Source organism: Pseudomonas monteilii (assembly GCA_001534745.1).
Taxonomy (GTDB): domain Bacteria; phylum Pseudomonadota; class Gammaproteobacteria; order Pseudomonadales; family Pseudomonadaceae; genus Aquipseudomonas; species Aquipseudomonas alabamensis.
The window spans coordinates 463,274-480,454 of the sequence record CP013997.1 but is presented as its reverse complement, the minus strand read 5'-3'; the positions used below and the strand labels follow the sequence as shown (position 1 = coordinate 480,454).

The 17,181-nt window shown below is 66.2% G+C and carries 22 protein-coding genes; 9 read left to right on the top strand and 13 right to left on the bottom strand.

All coding sequences use genetic code 11. The annotated features are described in order from the left end of the window. Positions 1-7: 7 nt before the first annotated feature. From APT63_02245 to APT63_02200, 10 genes are all read right to left on the bottom strand, one after another. On the bottom strand, positions 8-625 hold the full coding sequence (locus tag APT63_02245) for a GTP cyclohydrolase (protein AMA44530.1): 618 nt from the start codon (positions 623-625) through the stop codon (positions 8-10). 155 nt (positions 626-780) lie between these two features. Continuing rightward, positions 781-1,521 carry an ABC transporter substrate-binding protein gene (locus tag APT63_02240; protein ID AMA44529.1) on the bottom strand — a complete coding sequence of 247 codons (741 nt, stop codon included), beginning with the start codon at positions 1,519-1,521 and terminating at the stop codon, positions 781-783. Between the two features lie 17 nt (positions 1,522-1,538). Continuing rightward, entirely contained in the window at positions 1,539-2,042 is a 504-nt protein-coding gene (locus APT63_02235) for a phosphatidylglycerophosphatase (protein AMA44528.1), read from the bottom strand. Next, positions 2,039-3,004: a thiamine monophosphate kinase gene (locus tag APT63_02230; GenBank protein AMA44527.1), complete on the bottom strand. Its 966-nt coding sequence runs from the start codon at positions 3,002-3,004 to the stop codon at positions 2,039-2,041. The genes APT63_02235 and APT63_02230 overlap by 4 nt, the downstream gene beginning before the upstream one ends. A gap of 18 nt (positions 3,005-3,022) precedes the next feature. Beyond that, entirely contained in the window at positions 3,023-3,523 is a 501-nt protein-coding gene (locus APT63_02225) for a N utilization substance protein B (protein AMA44526.1), read from the bottom strand. Further along, positions 3,520-3,996: a 6,7-dimethyl-8-ribityllumazine synthase gene (ribH, locus tag APT63_02220; protein ID AMA44525.1), complete on the bottom strand. Its 477-nt coding sequence runs from the start codon at positions 3,994-3,996 to the stop codon at positions 3,520-3,522. The genes APT63_02225 and ribH overlap by 4 nt, the downstream gene beginning before the upstream one ends. A 92-nt stretch (positions 3,997-4,088) precedes the next feature. After that, on the bottom strand, positions 4,089-5,180 hold the full coding sequence (locus tag APT63_02215) for a 3,4-dihydroxy-2-butanone 4-phosphate synthase (GenBank protein ID AMA44524.1): 1,092 nt from the start codon (positions 5,178-5,180) through the stop codon (positions 4,089-4,091). An 18-nt stretch (positions 5,181-5,198) separates the two neighbouring features. Next, positions 5,199-5,864, bottom strand: coding sequence for a riboflavin synthase subunit alpha (locus APT63_02210; GenBank protein AMA44523.1), 666 nt, complete (start codon positions 5,862-5,864; stop codon positions 5,199-5,201). Positions 5,865-5,904: 40 nt separating this feature from the next. Beyond that, positions 5,905-7,035, bottom strand: coding sequence for a bifunctional diaminohydroxyphosphoribosylaminopyrimidine deaminase/5-amino-6-(5-phosphoribosylamino)uracil reductase (locus APT63_02205; GenBank protein AMA44522.1), 1,131 nt, complete (start codon positions 7,033-7,035; stop codon positions 5,905-5,907). A 2-nt stretch (positions 7,036-7,037) separates the two neighbouring features. Continuing rightward, positions 7,038-7,502, bottom strand: coding sequence for an NrdR family transcriptional regulator (locus tag APT63_02200; protein AMA47764.1), 465 nt, complete (start codon positions 7,500-7,502; stop codon positions 7,038-7,040). Positions 7,503-7,608: 106 nt separating this feature from the next. Here APT63_02200 and APT63_02195 point away from each other — a divergent pair, with 106 nt between their 5' ends. From APT63_02195 to APT63_02185, 3 genes are read left to right on the top strand one after another with little or no spacing between them, the layout of a single operon-like run. Next, positions 7,609-8,061 (top strand): hypothetical protein, encoded by a 453-nt coding sequence (locus APT63_02195; GenBank protein ID AMA44521.1) that lies wholly within the window; start codon positions 7,609-7,611, stop codon positions 8,059-8,061. Next, entirely contained in the window at positions 8,061-8,720 is a 660-nt protein-coding gene (locus APT63_02190) for a methyltransferase (GenBank protein AMA44520.1), read from the top strand. The genes APT63_02195 and APT63_02190 overlap by 1 nt, the downstream gene beginning before the upstream one ends. A gap of 31 nt (positions 8,721-8,751) precedes the next feature. After that, on the top strand, positions 8,752-9,624 hold the full coding sequence (locus APT63_02185) for a co-chaperone YbbN (GenBank protein ID AMA44519.1): 873 nt from the start codon (positions 8,752-8,754) through the stop codon (positions 9,622-9,624). Between the two features lie 4 nt (positions 9,625-9,628). Here APT63_02185 and APT63_02180 read toward each other — a convergent pair whose 3' ends face one another. Beyond that, on the bottom strand, positions 9,629-9,985 hold the full coding sequence (locus tag APT63_02180) for a hypothetical protein (GenBank protein ID AMA44518.1): 357 nt from the start codon (positions 9,983-9,985) through the stop codon (positions 9,629-9,631). Positions 9,986-10,115: 130 nt separating this feature from the next. On the opposite strand from APT63_02180, the gene APT63_02175 reads away from it, so the two are divergent. From APT63_02175 to APT63_02155, 5 genes are all read left to right on the top strand, one after another. Next, positions 10,116-10,703, top strand: coding sequence for a zinc-binding protein (locus APT63_02175; protein AMA44517.1), 588 nt, complete (start codon positions 10,116-10,118; stop codon positions 10,701-10,703). Position 10,704: 1 nt separating this feature from the next. Beyond that, positions 10,705-11,415: a methionine ABC transporter ATP-binding protein gene (locus APT63_02170; GenBank protein ID AMA44516.1), complete on the top strand. Its 711-nt coding sequence runs from the start codon at positions 10,705-10,707 to the stop codon at positions 11,413-11,415. Continuing rightward, the gene (locus APT63_02165) at positions 11,415-12,680 is read left to right on the top strand and encodes a peptide ABC transporter permease (GenBank protein AMA44515.1); all 1,266 of its coding nucleotides are present in this window, start codon (positions 11,415-11,417) and stop codon (positions 12,678-12,680) included. Before APT63_02170 ends, APT63_02165 begins: the two co-directional genes overlap by 1 nt. Positions 12,681-12,688: 8 nt before the next feature. After that, complete coding sequence (locus APT63_02160) at positions 12,689-13,204, top strand: hypothetical protein (protein ID AMA44514.1); 516 nt, start codon at positions 12,689-12,691, stop codon at positions 13,202-13,204. Positions 13,205-13,313: 109 nt separating this feature from the next. Continuing rightward, positions 13,314-13,997 (top strand): hypothetical protein, encoded by a 684-nt coding sequence (locus tag APT63_02155; GenBank protein ID AMA44513.1) that lies wholly within the window; start codon positions 13,314-13,316, stop codon positions 13,995-13,997. A gap of 51 nt (positions 13,998-14,048) precedes the next feature. On the opposite strand, the gene APT63_02150 is transcribed toward APT63_02155, so the two are convergent. After that, the gene (locus APT63_02150) at positions 14,049-14,978 is read right to left on the bottom strand and encodes an NAD-dependent dehydratase (protein ID AMA44512.1); all 930 of its coding nucleotides are present in this window, start codon (positions 14,976-14,978) and stop codon (positions 14,049-14,051) included. Continuing rightward, on the bottom strand, positions 14,971-15,840 hold the full coding sequence (locus APT63_02145; GenBank protein ID AMA47763.1) for a dTDP-4-dehydrorhamnose reductase: 870 nt from the start codon (positions 15,838-15,840) through the stop codon (positions 14,971-14,973). The genes APT63_02150 and APT63_02145 overlap by 8 nt, the downstream gene beginning before the upstream one ends. Positions 15,841-16,388: 548 nt before the next feature. Between APT63_02145 and APT63_02140 the strand changes: the two genes are divergently transcribed. Next, positions 16,389-17,180, top strand: coding sequence for a hypothetical protein (locus tag APT63_02140; protein ID AMA44511.1), 792 nt, complete (start codon positions 16,389-16,391; stop codon positions 17,178-17,180). Position 17,181 lies beyond the last annotated feature (1 nt).

Sequence of the window (17,181 nt, the reverse complement as noted above, 5' to 3'; positions counted from 1 at the left end):
TCGCGTTTTACGCCTGAGGCACTTCGCCCTGGTGTTCATTCCCCATCATGTGCCCCAGCTTGCCCGCCTTGGTCGCCAGGTAGTGGCTGTTGTGCGGGTTGTGGCCGGTGTGCAGCGGCACCCGCTCGGCCACCACGATCCCCATGCCGCCCAGGGCCTTGACCTTGCGCGGGTTGTTGGTCATCAGCCGCAGCGACGTCACGCCCAGGTGCTCGAGCATGGGCAGGCACATGGCGTAGTCCCGCTGATCGGCCGCGAACCCCAGGCGCTCGTTGGCTTCGACGGTGTCGGCGCCTCCGTCCTGCAGCTCATAGGCCCGAATCTTGTTGAGCAGGCCGATGCCCCGGCCTTCCTGACGCAGGTACAGCAGCACACCGCGGCCTTCGCGGGCGATGGCCTGCAAGGCCGCCTCGAGCTGCGAACCGCAGTCACAGCGCTGGCTGAACAAGGCATCGCCGGTCAGGCATTCGGAATGCAGCCGACCCAACACCGGCTTGCCATCGGCTACATCACCCAAGCTGAGCACCACGTGTTCGCGGCCCGTGGCCTCATCGAGGAAGCCATGCATGGTGAAGGTCGCGAAAGGCGTGGGGAGTTTGGAGGCGGCGACGAAAACGACGGGCACGTTGTGCTCCTGATTGGTAACTTGGAATTTCACGTGAGGGCGATTGTATCAGCAGGGCGCGCGGTGTGCGCGAGCAGGATCCTGAGGTGATGCATCGAACCCTTCGATCGGTGGTACATCCGGGCGACACATCCGGCGTCCGGTGTGAACGCGGCTCACTGCGGACGGCTCTGCCGTGTGAACGGATAGGGCTGCTCCCAGCGCTCGAAGATCGGTCGAAGCTCGCCACTGCGCACCAGTGTTTCCATGCGCTGATCGAACAGGTCGCGCAGCGCCTGGCTCTCAGGCCCCTCGCCGAACGCCAGGTACAGCGGCAGCTCGGTCAGGTGGCTGCGCCGGAACAATCGCTTGTCCGCGGCCTGCGCCATCACGTAGTCGACCTCGGTGAGCGAATCGATGTAGAAGTCCACCCGGTCATGCTCGAGCATGGGCAGGATGCCCTCGCGCCGCTGGATCTCGCGGAACTGCTCGACGTTGGGCAGGTACTGCTTGAACTCGTAGCTGCGCACCCAGGCCAGGCGGTACTGGCCGATGGTCTGCAACGTGGGTGCCGGACGGCTGGCCAGGCCCAGGACATAGATATGGTCCATGTCGAAATGCCAGCGCGGGTATGCGTAGTCCTTCTCGCCTTTGTACGCACCGACCCAGGCGTCGGCCTGGCCGCGTTTGACCAGCCCGATGGCACGGCTGTAGGGCGCGCTCTGGATGTCGACCTTGACCCCGGCCGGTTCGTACACCTTGCGCAGCACGTCCCAGGCCAGGCCGGTGCCGTCGGCATTGGTGTAGTCGATCCACGCTTCGCTGACCAGACGGATCTGTTCGGGAAGCGCTGCGGCCATGACCTGCGGGCTGCCGGTCACGAGCGCCAGACACAACAGCAGGTATCTCATGACCATCGCGCCACCTCTGGGTCTTAGGCCAGCCACCACACCAGGCCCTGCATGGCCAGCCAGGCGAACACACCCGCCAGCACGTCGTCGAGCATGATCCCCACACCGCCATGCACATGCCGGTCGATCCAGCGAATCGGCCAGGGCTTGAGGATGTCGAAGAAGCGGAACATCAGGAAGCCCGCCACCAGCCACAACCAGCCCTCGGGCACCAGCCAGAGCGTGATCCACATGCCGACCATTTCGTCCCAGACGATGCCTTCATGGTCGTGCACGCGCAGATCGGTCGCGACCTTGCCGCACAGCCAGAAGCCGAACAGCATGGTGATGCCCAGCAGCAGCCAGTAGCCCCAGTCCGGCAGCATCTGCCACAACGGCACGAAAGGCAGCGCCACCAGCGAACCCCAGGTACCCGGCGCCTTGGGCATGGTTCCGGAGCCGAACCCGAAGGCGATGAAGTGCCAGGGGTTGCGCCAGACCGAGGGCGGTACGAATTCGGCGGGCACTTGATTCGGATGGTCGGTCACGGGGTCCCCCTGAAATGTTGATAGCCCCGCTGCGTCGGGGTGATGTCGTGGCCCTGCGCATCCAGCAGGCGTACCCCTTGCCCGGCCACGGCTTGGCCGATGACCTGCACGGGCAGCCCGGTCTTCTCCAGACAGGATAGCCGCGCAGGCGGCAGGGTGAAGAGCAGGACGTAGTCATCGCCGCCGGTCAGGGCAGCCTGGCGTGCACCCTCCTGCCCAAGCAGGGCCTTCAGCGCATCGGACAGCGGCAGCCGTTCAAGGTTGATTTCCAGGCACAGCCCGGACGCCTTGGCGATATGGCCGGCATCGGCGAGCAGACCGTCGGAGATGTCCAGGGCCGCGCTGGCCTGACCACGCAGGGCCTGGCCCAGGGCGAATTGCGGTGAGGGCGCCCAATAGTGCACCAGGAGCGGCTTGGCCACCCCGGACGGTGCCTCGCACGTACCCAGGACCAGCGGCAGGGCACCGGCCGCGTTGCCCAGGTCGCCGCCCACACAGAGCAGGTCACCGACCTGGGCGCCCTGCCGGGTGAGCGCCTGGCCCCGCGGCACGTGGCCGAAGACCGTCACGGTCAGGCTCAGCGGACCTCGCGTGGTATCGCCGCCCACCAGGCTGAGCCCGCACTGCCCGGCCATCTGGTCCAGGCCGGCGGCGTACTGGGCCAGCCAGTCGACGTCGACCTCCGGTACGGTCAGCGCCAGGGTGAACCCCAGCGGGGTGGCACCCATTGCCGCCAGGTCGCTTGCCGCCACGGCCAACGAGCGCTGGCCGAGTGCGTGCGGATCGCATGCGAGGGGAAAGTGGACGCCGGCCACCAGGGTGTCGGTGGACACCGCCAGGGAGGCGCCTGCCGGTACATCGAGCAGGGCGCAATCGTCGCCGATGCCCAGCGCCACGCCCTCCCCGCCCCGAGCACAGCGCGCGGCGGCGAAGAAGCGTGCGATCAGCTCGAATTCACCCATGGGCGATCGGCGCCACGGTCAGCGCCGTGCCGCCTTGACTTCGGCTTCGCGCAAGGTCGGGGCCAGCTTGTCCAGCACACCGTTGACGAACTTGTGGCCGTCGGTGGCACCGAAGACCTTGGCCAGCTCCACACCTTCGTTGATGACCACGCGGTAAGGAACGTCGACACGCTTGATCAGCTCCCAGGTGGACAGGCGCAGCACGGCCAGTTCCACAGGGTCCAGCTCGTCCAGCGTCAGGTTCAGGCAAGGCATCAGGGCGCTGTCGATCTCGCTCTTGATCGCCGGCACGCCGTGCAGGATCTCGCGGAAGTAGGCGCCGTCGATGTCGGTGAAGTCGTTGTCGACGCGGAACTGCGCTTCGATCTCGTTCAGCGAATGCTTGGCCATGTGCCACTGGTACAGCGCCTGGGTCGCGAGCTTGCGTGCTTCGCGGCGCTTGAGGCTCTTGGACGGCTTGCCGGCATCCGCAGGCTTGGGCTCGCGTGGATTGAAACGATCGCTGTCGTCGCTAATCACTTGGCCTCCAACTGCGCCAGCAGGCTGACCATTTCCAGGGCCGACAGGGCCGCTTCGGCGCCTTTGTTACCAGCCTTGGTGCCGGAACGCTCGATGGCTTGTTCGATGGAGTCGACGGTCAGCACGCCGAAGGCGACCGGCACACCGAATTCCATGGAGACCTGGGCCAGGCCCTTGGTGCATTCGCCGGCCACGTATTCGAAGTGCGGAGTACCGCCACGAATGACCGCGCCCAGGGCGATGATCGCGTCGTACTCGCCCTTCTGAGCGATCTTCTGGGCGACCAGCGGGATCTCGAAGGCGCCTGGGGCACGGATGAGGGTGATCTCGCTTTCGGCCACACCGTGGCGTACCAGGGCGTCGACGGCGCCGCTGACCAGGCTTTCGACGACGAAGCTGTTGAAACGGCCAACCACCAAGGCATAGCGACCTTTGGGGGCGATGAAGGTACCTTCGATGGTCTTCAGGGTCATTCGGGTGTTCTCATCTTAAAGAGCGAGGCCGCCAGTGAGCGGCCTGCAAAAAGGGTTTTGCCACGAGCGGCGAAGCGATCGCAGCGCTCGCCTCACTCGGAGGGCACGTATTCTACAACTTCCAGATCGAATCCGGATATCGCATTGAACTTCATCGGCGAGCTCATCAGGCGCATCTTGCGCACACCGAGGTCGCGCAGGATCTGCGAACCGGCACCGACGGTGCTGTAGGTGGTCGGCGTCTTGGGCTGTGCCTCGCCCGCGGCTTCGCGGATGTGCGCCAGCAGCAGGTCGCCGTCCAGCGGATGACCGAGCAGCAGCACCACGCCGCTGCCGGCCTCGGCCACGGCGCCCATGGCCGCACGCAGGCTCCAGCGGCCGGGGCTCTTGACCAGCATCAGGTCGCGCAGCGGGTCCATGTTGTGCACGCGCACCAGGGTCGGCTCCTCGGCGCGGATCTCGCCCAGGGTCAAGGCCATGTGCACGTCGCCTTCGACCGAATCGCGGTAGGTGACCAGGTTGAACGGGCCCAGCTCGGTGTCCATCACCTGCTCGGTGACCCGCTGAACGGTACGCTCATGGATCATGCGGTAGTGGATCAGGTCGGCGATGGTGCCGATGCGGATGCCGTGCTGGGCGGCGAACGCCTCCAGCTCCGGGCGACGGGACATGGTGCCGTCGTCGTTCATCACTTCGCAGATCACGCCGCTGGCCTCGAACCCGGCCATGCGCGCCAGGTCGCAGGCGGCTTCGGTGTGGCCGGCACGCGCCAGCACGCCACCGGGCTGGGCCATCAGCGGGAAGATGTGCCCTGGGCTGACGATGTCCTCGGCCTTGGCATCGCGTGCGGCGGCGGCCTGCACGGTACGGGCGCGGTCGGCGGCCGAGATGCCGGTGGTGACGCCTTCGGCGGCCTCGATCGACACGGTGAACTTGGTGCCGAAGCCCGAACCGTTGCGCGGCGCCATCAGCGGCAGCTTGAGCGTTTCGCAGCGCTCGCGGGTCATCGGCATGCAGATCAGGCCACGGGCATGCTTGGCCATGAAGTTGATGTGCTCGGCCTGGCAGCACTCGGCGGCCATGATGATGTCGCCTTCGTTCTCGCGGTCTTCGTCATCCATGAGGATGACCATCTTGCCTTGGCGGATGTCTTCCACCAGCTCTTCGATACTGTCGAGCGCCACGCGGCACCCCCTTCTCAATCAGGATTTCAGGTAGCCGTTGGCGGCCAGGAAGCTTTCGGTGATGCCACTGCCCTTGCTCGACTCGGCGGCCTTGTCGCCCAGCAGCAGGCGCTCCAGGTAACGGGCCAGCAGGTCGACCTCAAGGTTCACCCGACGCCCTGGGCGGTAGTCGGCCATGATGGTTTCGGACAGGGTGTGCGGGACGATGGTCAGCTCGAATTCGGCGCCATCGACCTCGTTGACCGTCAGGCTGGTGCCGTCGACGGTGATCGAGCCCTTGTGGGCGATGTACTTGGCCAGCTCCTTGGGTGCGCGTACGCGGAACTGGATGGCGCGGGCGTTATCGCTGCGCGAAATGATTTCGCCGACGCCGTCGACGTGGCCGCTGACCAGGTGACCGCCCAGGCGGGTGGTCGGCGTCAGGGCTTTCTCGAGGTTGACGCGGCTGCCGTTCTTCAGCTCGGTGAAGGCGGTACGGGCCAGGGTCTCGCGGCTGACGTCGGCGCAGAAACCGTCGCCTGGCAGCTCCACGGCGGTCAGGCAGACGCCGTTGACGGCGATGCTGTCGCCCAGCTTGACGTCGCCCAGGTCGAGCTTGCCGGTCTGGACGTGCACACGGTAGTCGCCACCCTGTGGAGACAGGCTGCGGATACTGCCGATCGATTCGATGATGCCTGTGAACATGAGTCCTCCTCGGGGCAAGGCGTGTACGGCGTGTCGGCGATTATACGCCGTCGGCCGCCTTGGGGATGGCCGTGATGCGCCAGTCATCGCCGACGGCGCGCATGTCGGTGATGGTCAGTCGGGGTGCCTGGTCCATCCGCGACAAGGGCCAGTCGAGCAACGGTCGGGCGGTGGAGCCCAGGAAGGTGCCGGCGACGAACAGCTGGTATTCGTCGATCGCTCCCTGCTGGGCGAAGGCGCCGACCAGGCCGGCACCCGCCTCGAGCAGAATCTCGTGCAACCCACGCGCGGCCAGCACGTTCAGCAGCGCCGCCAGGTCGACGCGGCCCGCCTCGCCAGGCAGGCTCAACAGTTCGTGGCCCGCCGCGGCATAGGCCGGGTCGACCGGTTGTGCGGTCACCACCAGAGCGGGCCCGGCCTGGTAGAACGGCGCGTCCAGCGGCAGGCGCAGACGCCCGTCGATCACAATACGCACCGGCGGTCGCGACAAGGCCAATTCAGTGCCTTCGGCGTCCAGGCCCAGTTCGGCCCCGCGCACGGTCATGCGGGCACCGTCCATCAGCACACTGGCGGCGCTGGTCAGCACGGCGCTGGAGCGGGCGCGCAGGCGCTGCACGGCACTGCGGGCGGCGGGGCCGGTGATCCACTGGCTTTCGCCGCTGGCCATGGCGGTGCGGCCATCCAGGCTCATGGCCAGCTTGGCGCGCACGAACGGCAGGCCCTGCTCCATGCGTTTGAGAAAACCAGGATTGAGCGCCCGCGCCTCGGTCTCGAGCACGCCACTGTGCACCTCGATGCCGGCTGCGGCCAAGCGCTGCAGGCCCTGCCCGGCCACCTGCGGATTGGGGTCACGCATGGCGGCCACCACACGGGCCACGCCCGCCTCGATCAGCGCGTTGGCGCAGGGCGGCGTGCGGCCCTGATGGCTGCACGGCTCGAGGGTGACGTAGGCGCAGCCCCCCTGCGCGCGCTCCCCTGCCTGGCGCAGCGCATGGACTTCGGCGTGGGGTTCGCCCGCGCGCACGTGCCAGCCCTCGCCCACCACCTCGCCGTCACGCACGATCACGCAGCCGACCCGAGGGTTGGGGTGGGTGCTGTAGAGCCCCTTGCGCGCCAGTTCGAGGGCGCGGGCCATGTAATGGGCGTCGAGGATCGCGGTCTGGCTGGACATGCTCACTCTTTGGCCGGCTCGCGGGCCAGTCGGTCGATTTCTTCGCGGAATTCTTCGAGGTCGCGGAAGCTGCGGTAGACGGAGGCAAACCGGATGTAGGCCACCTCGTCGAGCTTGCGCAGCTCGGCCATCACCAGCTCGCCGACCACCAGCGACTTGACCTCGCGTTCACCCGTGGCTCGCAGCCGGTGCTTGATGTGCGCCAGGGCGGCCTCCAGGCGTTCGACGCTGACCGGGCGCTTTTCCAGCGCGCGCTGCATGCCGGCACGCAGCTTGTCCTCATCGAAGGGCTGACGTGTGCCGTCCTGCTTGATCAGCCGCGGCAGCACCAGTTCGGCGGTCTCGAAGGTGGTGAAACGTTCGCCACAGGCGACGCACTCGCGTCGGCGACGGACCTGTTCGCCTTCGGCAACCAGGCGCGAGTCGATGACCTTGGTGTCGTTGGCACCGCAAAATGGACAGTGCATGGTGGCAGGCAACAAAAAAAGGGAGGGCCATGGTAGCGCATCCCACTGGCAAGACAAGCCAAAGGCGGTACCATCCGGTCAAATCTGCCCGTGAAGGATCTCCCCCATGCACCATCGCGCGCTCGTCGTGCTCAGCCTTGCCTGCCTGCTCGCCGCCTGTGGCAGCGACCGCCCCAAGACCGAGCCGGCGCCCACCACGCCGCCGCCCAAGGTCGCCGAGGCGCCCAAGACGCCAGGGCCGCTGCCGGCCTACCAGCGCGAGCTGAGCGGTACGCTGCTGGAGGTGCCGGCAGGGGCCGAGGTCGAGCTGGCCCTGCTGGTGATCGACAGCCGCGGTCGTCCGCAGCGCTTGCTGGCCAGCAGCACGCTGAGCGGCACGGGCCAGCCGCTGCCCTACGCCTTGCGCTTCAACCCCGAGGCCTTCCCGACCGACGCGCGTGTCGAGCTGCGCGGACGTGCCAGCCAGTCGGGCCAGCTGATCCTGCACCTGCCCTCGCAGTCGATCCTGCGCCCTGACACCCAGGCGACCGGCCCGCTGCGCTTCGAACGCGCGCCTTGATGGGCCTGGACGTCCTGCAACGCGCCCTGGGCGAGGTGATCGACCAGGCGCAGCTGAGCGTCACGCCGCTTCCAGGCAGCGACCTGGCCCTGTGGCTGATCGATGCGCAGGACATGAACCGCGCCTTCAGCCCGGCTGAAACGCAGCGCATCCTCGAGACACCGCCTTACTGGGGCTTCTGCTGGGCCAGTGGGTTGGCGCTGGCGCGCTTTCTGGCCGAGCATCCGCATTGGGTGCGTGGCAAGCGCGTGCTGGATGTCGGCGCCGGCTCGGGCATTGCCGGGATCGCCGCCGCCCGTGCCGGCGCACGCGAGGTGGTGGCCTGCGACCTCGACCCGCTGGCGTTGCGCGCCTGTCGGGCCAATGCCGCGCTCAATGGCGTCGAGCTGCAGTACAGCGAGGACTTTTTCGCGCACCAGGACGGCTTCGACCTGATCCTGGCAGCCGACGTGCTGTACGACCGCGCCAACCTGCCCCTGCTCGACCAGTTCCCGCTGCGAAGCCGCGACACGCTGGTGGCGGACTCGCGGGTCCGCGACTTCCGCCACCGCCTTTATCGGGCGCCCGGCACGCTGGACGCCCTGACCTTGCCGGACTTGGCCGAGCCGCACGAATTCCGCCGCGTCAGCCTGTACCACGCCAGCGGCGAGCCTTTATAGTGGTGCCATTCAAGGATTTGCGAGAGCCGCGATGAGCCAAGAGACGCCGTACATTTTCGATGCCACCGACGCCACGTTCGAACAGCTGGTGATCGAGAACTCGTTCCACAAGCCGGTCCTGGTGGACTTCTGGGCCGAATGGTGCGCACCGTGCAAGGCGCTGATGCCGCTGCTGGCCAAGATCGCCGAGGATTACCAGGGCGAGCTGCTGCTGGCCAAGATGGACTGTGACGCCGAGCAGCAGATCGTCGCGCAGCTGGGTATCCGCAGCCTGCCGACGGTGGTGCTGTTCAAGGACGGTCAACCGGTCGACGGGTTCTCGGGCGCTCAGCCGGAGTCGGCGATCCGCGCCTTGCTCGAGCCCCACGTACAACGGCCTGAAGCACCTGCTGCCTCGCCCTTGGAGCAGGCCAAGGCATTGTTCGCCGACAGCCGCTTCGCCGAGGCCGAAGCGATACTGGTCGCGCTGCTGGGCGAAGACAACAGCAACGCCGAAGCCCTGATCTATTACGCCCGCTGCCTGGCCGAGCGCAACGAACTGGATGAAGCGCAGACGGTGCTGGAAGCGGTCAAGACCGATGAGCACAAGGCCGCACTGGCCGGCGCCAAGGCCCAGCTGACCTTCCTGCGCCAGGCCGCCAGCCTGCCGGAGGCCGCCGACCTCAAGGCGCGACTGGCGCAGAACCCGGACGATGACGAAGCCGCCTACCAGCTGTGCATCCAGCAGCTGGCGCGTCAGCAGTATGAGGCAGCCCTCGAAGGCCTGCTCAAGCTGTTCCAGCGCAACCGGGGCTATGGCGAAGGCTTGCCGCACAAGTCGCTGCTGCAGGTGTTCGAGCTGCTGGGCAACGATCACCCTTTGGTCGGCACCTACCGACGCAAGCTGTTCGCTGCCCTGTACTGATCGCTCACTCGACCCAGTGGTAGATCGGCGCATCCACGCCACTTTCCACACGGACGTTGGGATTGTGTCGTAGCCGCACCAGCAGGCGCTTGCCGGCGGCGGTACTGCCGGCCAGCCCTTCCAGGTGTTCCAGCAAGGCAGGCCCGGTCATGTGCCCGGCCTGGGCCAGCACGGTACAGGCCGCCTGCCATTGCGCGTCGTCCGGCCGTTGCACCGGCGTTGGCGTTGGCGTTGGCGTTGGCGAAGCGACCGTGCCGGCAGTCTCCACCTCACCCTGCGCTTTCAATTGCGCCCATTCGGCTGGGTCCAGGTCGATGGTCAGGTCCACCGGCCATGGCCCGATCTGGCCTCGAATTCTCATGCGTCGTTCCTCCTGTTCGCAAATGAAGGGCATGCTCCCACGCGCGGGTCATGGGCACCAGACGCACTGGCCACCTGCGCCAAACTTGTTATAACATCACGTAACATCCTACCGTGCCCGGAGTCTTTCCATGCGTCGTCTGTTGCTTGCCCTGCCTTTTGCGTTGCTGCCCCTGACCGCCGCCGTCGCGCACGACGCGCATGACCACGAACACGGTACCCTTGGCGCCCACGAGCACGGGGTTGCCAGCTTGAACGTGGCCCTCGATGGCAACACGCTCGAATTGGAACTGGACAGCCCGGCGATGAACCTGGTCGGCTTCGAGCATGCCGCCGCCTCCGACGCGGACAAGGCCACGGTGGCCCGTGTGCGTGAGCAACTGGCCGACCCACGGACCCTGTTCACCCTGAACGACGCCGCGGGCTGCAGCGTCACGCAGCAGACCTTGGAAAGCCCTCTTTTCGGCCAGGCACCCGCTGCCCATGAGCATGCACACGAAAAGCCCGACGCGCATGCCCATGAGCACGAGCACGCGCACAGCGACATCCACGCCCACTACGCCTTGACCTGCACCACGCCGGGCGCCCTCACCCAGCTCGACCTGGCGCCTCTGTTCCAGCACTTCCCGGCCACGCGTACGCTGCACGTCCAGCTCATAGGCCCCAACGGTCAGAAGGGGCTGGAGGCTACCGCCACCCAGGCCAAGGTCGCGTTCTAAGATGGGGACGCCGCTGATCGAGTTGCGTGACCTGTCCTTTGCCTGGCCAGGTCAGCCGCCTTTGCTGGACATCGCCGCGTTCGACCTGCAGGCAGGCGAAACCCTGTTTCTCAAGGGCCCCAGCGGCAGCGGCAAGACCACGCTGCTGGGCCTGCTCGGCGGCGTCAACCGGCCAGACCGCGGCAGTGTTCGTCTGCTCGGGCAACCGTTGGAGGCGCTGGGTCAGGGCGCCCGGGATCGCTTCCGGGTCGACCACACCGGCTACATCTTCCAGCAGTTCAACCTGCTGCCATTCCTGTCGGTGCGCGAAAACGTCGAGCTGCCCTGCCGCTTCTCGCGCAGCCGCGCCGAACGTGCCTCGCAACGGCATGGCAGCGTGGAGCGTGCCGCGTCCGCTTTGCTGACGCACCTGGGACTGAAGGACGAGGCGCTGCAGACGCGGCGGGCCGACACGCTGTCAATCGGCCAGCAGCAACGGGTCGCAGCCGCACGGGCCCTGATCGGCCAGCCCGAGCTGATCATCGCCGACGAACCCACCTCGGCGCTGGATGCCGACACGCGCGAAGCCTTCCTCCAGCTGCTCTTCGCCGAATGCCAAAGTGCGGGCGCCAGCCTGCTGTTCGTCAGCCACGACCAGAGTCTGGCCCCCCTGTTCGACCGTCATCTGTCGCTGGCCGAGCTCAACCGCGCCAGTACGCCCCAGGAGGCTTGATGTACCTGCTCCGTCTTGCCCTGGCCAGCCTGGCCAATCGGCGCTTCACCGCCTTTCTGACCGCCTTCGCCATCGCTCTCTCGGTGTGCCTGCTGCTGGCGGTGGAACGGGTACGTACCGAAGCTCGTACCAGTTTCGCCAGCACCATCAGCGGCACCGACCTGATCGTCGGCGCCCGATCGGGCTCGGTGAACCTGCTGCTGTACTCGGTCTTTCGCATCGGCAACGCCACCAACAACATCCGCTGGGACAGCTACACCCATTACGCCAACGACCCGCGGGTAAAATGGGCCATCCCGATCTCCCTGGGCGATTCGCACCGGGGCTATCGTGTGATGGGCACCACGGGCGCCTACTTCGACCACTACCGCTATGCGCGCCAGCAGCCCCTGCACATCGCCCAGGGCCGCCCCTTCGCCAACGATCCGTTCGAGGTGGTGCTCGGCGCCGACGTGGCCGAGGCGCTGCATTATTCGCTGGGCGACAGGCTGGTACTGGCCCATGGCGTGGCGGCCATCAGCCTGGTCAAGCACGACGACAAACCCTTCACGGTGGTCGGCATCCTCGAGCGCACCGGCACCCCGGTCGACCGCACGCTGCACATCAGCCTGGCCGGCATGGAAGCCATTCACGTCGATTGGCACAACGGTGTGCCTGCGCGGGGTGCGGGCCGGATCAGCGCGGATCAGGCGCGCACCATGGACCTGCAGCCGACCGCCATCACGGCGTTCATGCTGGGCCTGAACAGCAAGATCGCCACCTTCAGCCTGCAGCGCGAGATCAACGAATTCCGGGGCGAGCCCTTGCTGGCCATTCTGCCCGGCGTCGCCCTGCAGGAACTGTGGAGCCTGATGAGCACGGCCGAGCAGGCGCTGTTCGTGGTCTCGCTGTTCGTGGTACTGACCGGCTTGATCGGCATGCTCACGGCGATTCTCACCAGCCTCAACGAACGGCGTCGGGAAATGGCCATCCTGCGCTCGGTCGGCGCCCGCCCCTGGCACATCGCGGGGCTGCTGGTGCTCGAAGCGCTGACCCTGGCCCTGGTCGGCATCCTGGCCGGGCTGGCCCTGCTCTATGTCGGCATCGCGCTGGCGCAAGGCTACGTACAGGCCCACTATGGGCTGTTCCTGCCCCTGGCCTGGCCCAGTGCCCACGAATGGACCTTGCTGGGTATCATCCTGGGCGCGGCCTTGCTGATGGGCAGCGTGCCGGCCTGGCGTGCCTACCGGCAATCGTTGGCCGATGGTTTGTCCATTCACCTGTGAGGGTCGTCATGCGTCGTGTGCTGTCGATGGTACTGGCCTTGGCCATGGCGCCGCTCTGGGCGGCCGAACCCCGCGAGCTGGACTGGCCGCAGCTGATCCCTGAAGGGGCACCGGTCATCGTGCCGCAGATGGCCCCGCTGCACGACCTGTCGCAACTGGGTAGCGCCCTGGGTGGCGAAGGGGCACCGGCCGCCCAGCAACCGGCGCCCGATGCACCGGTGGTCAAGGCCCTCGATGGCCAGGCGGTGAAGCTGCCCGGCTACATCGTGCCGCTGGAGGTGAGCGAGGAAGGCCGGACCACGGACTTCCTGCTGGTGCCGTACTACGGCGCCTGCATCCATGTGCCACCGCCGCCGGCCAACCAGATCGTGCATGTGGTCAGCGAGATGGGCGTGCGCCTCGAAGACCTCTACCAACCCTATTGGATCGAGGGCCGGATGCAGGTGAAATCGGTCGCCAGCGAACTGGCGCAGGCGGGCTACCAGATGGAGGCCGAGAAAATCTACGCGTACGAGCTGAAATAGCGTCTACGTCGCGGTTTACGCCCAGTTCCTTGAGCTGGGTCAAAAGTTTGGCGAAGCCGCGTCCTTACCATGGGGCCCCTCGATTATTCACGTCCTTTCTGGAGCCCCCATGAACAAGTCCCTGCTCGGCGCCTCGCTCGTTGCCCTGGCGCTCGCGGCCCCCGTGGCGCACGCCTATCAACCGGGTGACGTCATCCTGCGCGCCGGCGCCATCGTCACCGCGCCGAACGAAGACAGCGGCGAGCTGAAACTCGACGGTGCCAAGGTATCCGGCACCAAGGCGACCCTGGACAGCGACACACAGCTGGGTCTGACCCTCGGCTACATGCTGACCGAGCACGTCGGCATCGAACTGCTGGCCGCCACGCCGTTCCAGCACACGGTCGGGGTCAAGGGGCTGGGCGCTGGCCTGGATGGCAAGCTGGCGGACATCAAGCAGTTGCCGCCGACCCTGTCGCTGCAGTACTACCCGCTCGACGCGTCGTCGCGCTTCCAGCCGTATGCGGGCATCGGCATCAACTACACGATGTTCTTCGACGAAGACCTCAGCAGCACGCGCAAGGCCCAGGGCTTCCGCAACCTGAAGATGCAGGACTCGGTCGGCCTGGCCGGGCAGCTGGGCATGGACTACATGCTGACCGATCACCTGCTGGTGAACGCGGCCGTGTGGTACGTGGACATCAACACCAAGGCCTCGATCGACGGCCCCAGCGCGCTGGGCGTGGGCAAGACCAAGGTCAACGTGGAAGTGGACCCGTGGGTCTACATGGTCGGTGTCGGCTACAAGTTCTAAACGCGTCACGCGGCGTGCCTGGCACGCCGCTTCTTTTTCCGGCGCGGACGGTCAGCGCCCCAGCAGCAGAGCCAGGCCTTCCACCAGCGGGGTCGGCTCGTCGAGGCGCAGCCGCGTCAGCAGGCGCCGGTTGTCTGCCCGGGAATGCCGGATGTCACCCGAGCGCGCCGGGCCGTTGCTCACCGCAGGCAACCCACCCAGCACTTCGCCCAGTGCCGCCAACAGCTGGTTCAACGAGGTGGCCTTGTTCAGGCCGACGTTGATGGCGCCCTCTTCCACCGTCGGCAACGTCAGCCCTTGCACCAGCAGCTTGACCAAATCCCCCACATAGAAGAAGTCGCGCGTCTGTTCGCCGTCGCCGAACACGGTGATCGGCACCGCCTTGCTGGCACGCTCGGCGAAGATGCTGATCACGCCGGAGTACGGCGAGGACGGGTCCTGGCGCGGCCCGAAGATGTTGAAGAAGCGGAACACGACCGGCTCCAACCCATGTTGCCGGCGATAGAAGTCCAGGTATTGCTCGCTGGCCAGCTTGTCCACCGCATAGGGGGTCAGCGGCGCCTTGGGCGTGTCTTCGACGATCGACTGACCTTCCCCGTTGTTGCCGTAGACCGCCGCGCTGGAGGCGAAGACCACGCGCCGCACGCCATGGATGCGCATCGCCTCGCAGACGTTCAGGGTGCCGATGAAGTTGCTCTGGTGGGTGCGTACCGGGTCATCGACCGAGGCCTGCACGGACGCCACCGCGGCCAGGTGCACCACCGCCTGGCAGCCTTCCATGGCCCGCGCGACCAGCGCTGCGTCGGCCACGTCGCCTTCGATCAGCTCGAGGCGAGGATCGTGCAATTGCAGGTTGTCGCGCTTGCCGGTGGACAGGTCGTCGAGGATACGGACCGCATGGCCCTGCCTCAACAGCGCGTCGCTCAAGTGCGAACCAATGAAACCGGCACCGCCGGTGATCAGAATGGGCGCGTCAGCCATGTCGATAGAACCGATCCAGGAGAGGAGGCAGGCCGGCGCGCCAGGCGCGTGGCTTGATGCCGAAGGTGTGGAGGATTTTCTTGCAGGCCAGCACCGCGTGCTGGGGCTCTTCGCTGGCGTCGGCACGGGCGGCGTGTGCCTGGGCGGTGGGCGCCTGGATGGCCAGTTTCTGCCACTGCGCGGCTTCGCTCAGGATCGCCTGGCCCAGCGCCAGGGGCGTGGTCGCTTCGTTGCCGGCATAGTGGTAGGTCCCCCACAACGGCGCCTCGCAATCGAGCTGCTTGAGCACCGACAGGATCACCCGTGCCGCATCGTCCACCGGGGTGGGGTTGCCGCGCCGGTCATCGGCCAGCAGCAGCTCATGGGGTTGCTCGGCCCGCGTCAGGAAGCGCCCGAGCACGCCGTCACGGCTCTCGTCGAGCAACCAGCCGAAGCGCAGCAGCACGTGCTGCGGACAGGCAGCGCGTACACTCTGCTCGATGCGCCAGAGCGCCTGACCGCGCAGGCCGAGCGGCACCGGCTCGTCCTTCTCGCTGTACGCCGTGGCACGTGAGCCGTCGAAGACGCGGTAGCTCGAAGGCTGGACCAGGGTGATCTGGTGGTGCTGGCACAGCTCGGCCAGACGCTCGACGCCACGCTCCTGCAAGGCCAGGCGGGCTTCGCTGACCGACGCGGCCTGAAACCAGTCGAAGTAATAGGCCAGGTTGACCAGGGCATCGGGACGATGATCATCGAGCAGCTGCGTCAGGCTCGCGGCATCCCACCCCTGGTCAGGCGGCCTGGGCGCCAGAAACTGAATGTCTTCCTCGGCACCGAGGCGAATCAGCGATTGCCCCAGGGCACTTCCACCCCCCAACAGCATCAGGCGCATTCGCATAGAGTCAGCAGATCCGGACAGGTGGTTAGAAAGCAGCCATTTTGCGGGTTCTTTTCGGCAGAGCGCAACCCTGGCAGGGCGAAGCGGGCTCCGGATTTCTCCTACGCAAGCCTAGGAACGATCTTGCATGCAGAAGCGATAGATTCCGGCATCACTCTCGAAAATAACCTGTTCAAATTTTCCTACTTCCCAGGTTCGAGGGATTCGACGTGTGTAAACGGAGAAGGAAAATCATGAGGGCAAGCCAGGCGCCAATCCTGTTTGATGAACGACAGCGCCTCACGCCAGCCCGCTCGCCAAGCAAGCCCTCGATGCACTTCACGAACTCGTGCGCCTTTCAGTCCCAGATGCCTATGTATTACAACCAGATAAGGCATTGTTGATCGATAACGCAAGCGTTCTGCATGGCAGAGCGACCCTGCGCGACAATGCTCGATTGCTGGTACGTCTGTTCGGTTATTCGTCGCGCGTGCATCCCCTCGTCATTCGAGCCGACCCACTCATCGTGCGCGGCTAAGCGCCTCGAGACCCTTATGGACATTGATCTCTCGATTGCACTGATACTCGGCATGGTCGCGCTATTGGCAGGCTTCTTCGACGCCATCGTCGGTGGCGGTGGTTTGCTGACCTTGCCAGCCCTGTTCGTAGCCGGTCTCGATCCGCTATCGGCCATGGCCACCAACAAGCTACAAGCGTCCTGCGCCAGCGTTTCAGCAACGGCGGCCTTCGCTCGCAGGGGCATGATCGACTGGCGAGCCGACGCAGGGCCTGCCATCGCTTCATGCATGGCGGGAGCAGTAGGCGCCTTGTCCATCAGCATGATCCCTCGAGGCGTGCTTCAAGCTGCGATACCCCTCCTGCTGCTCGCCGTAGCTGCCTACTTCGCGCTGAGCCCGAAGGTCGATGAGCGGCCGCGAAAAAGTCGGATCTCACGTTACGCCTTCATGTTGGCCGTCGTCCCGATCATCGGCTTCTACGACGGGGTATTCGGTCCTGGGACGGGATCTTTCTTCATGATTGCCTTCATGCTGCTGCTCGCACAGCCACTGCTTACAGCAGTCTGCCGAAGCAAGCTTCTCAACGCCGCCTGTAATGTCGGCGCCCTGTCGGTCTTCATGCTCAACGGCGCCGTGCTCTGGCCATTGGCACTGATCATGTCGGTGGCGGCGATAACGGGCGCGCAATTAGGCGCGCGGTGCGCCTTGCGCTTCGGCACACACTTGATCAAGCCTGTCGTCATCATCGTATGCTGCCTGATGGCGTTGAAGCTGCTCTGGAGCGCAGAACACCCCGTGCGTCTCTGGATCGAGGCATTGCCAGGGTAGG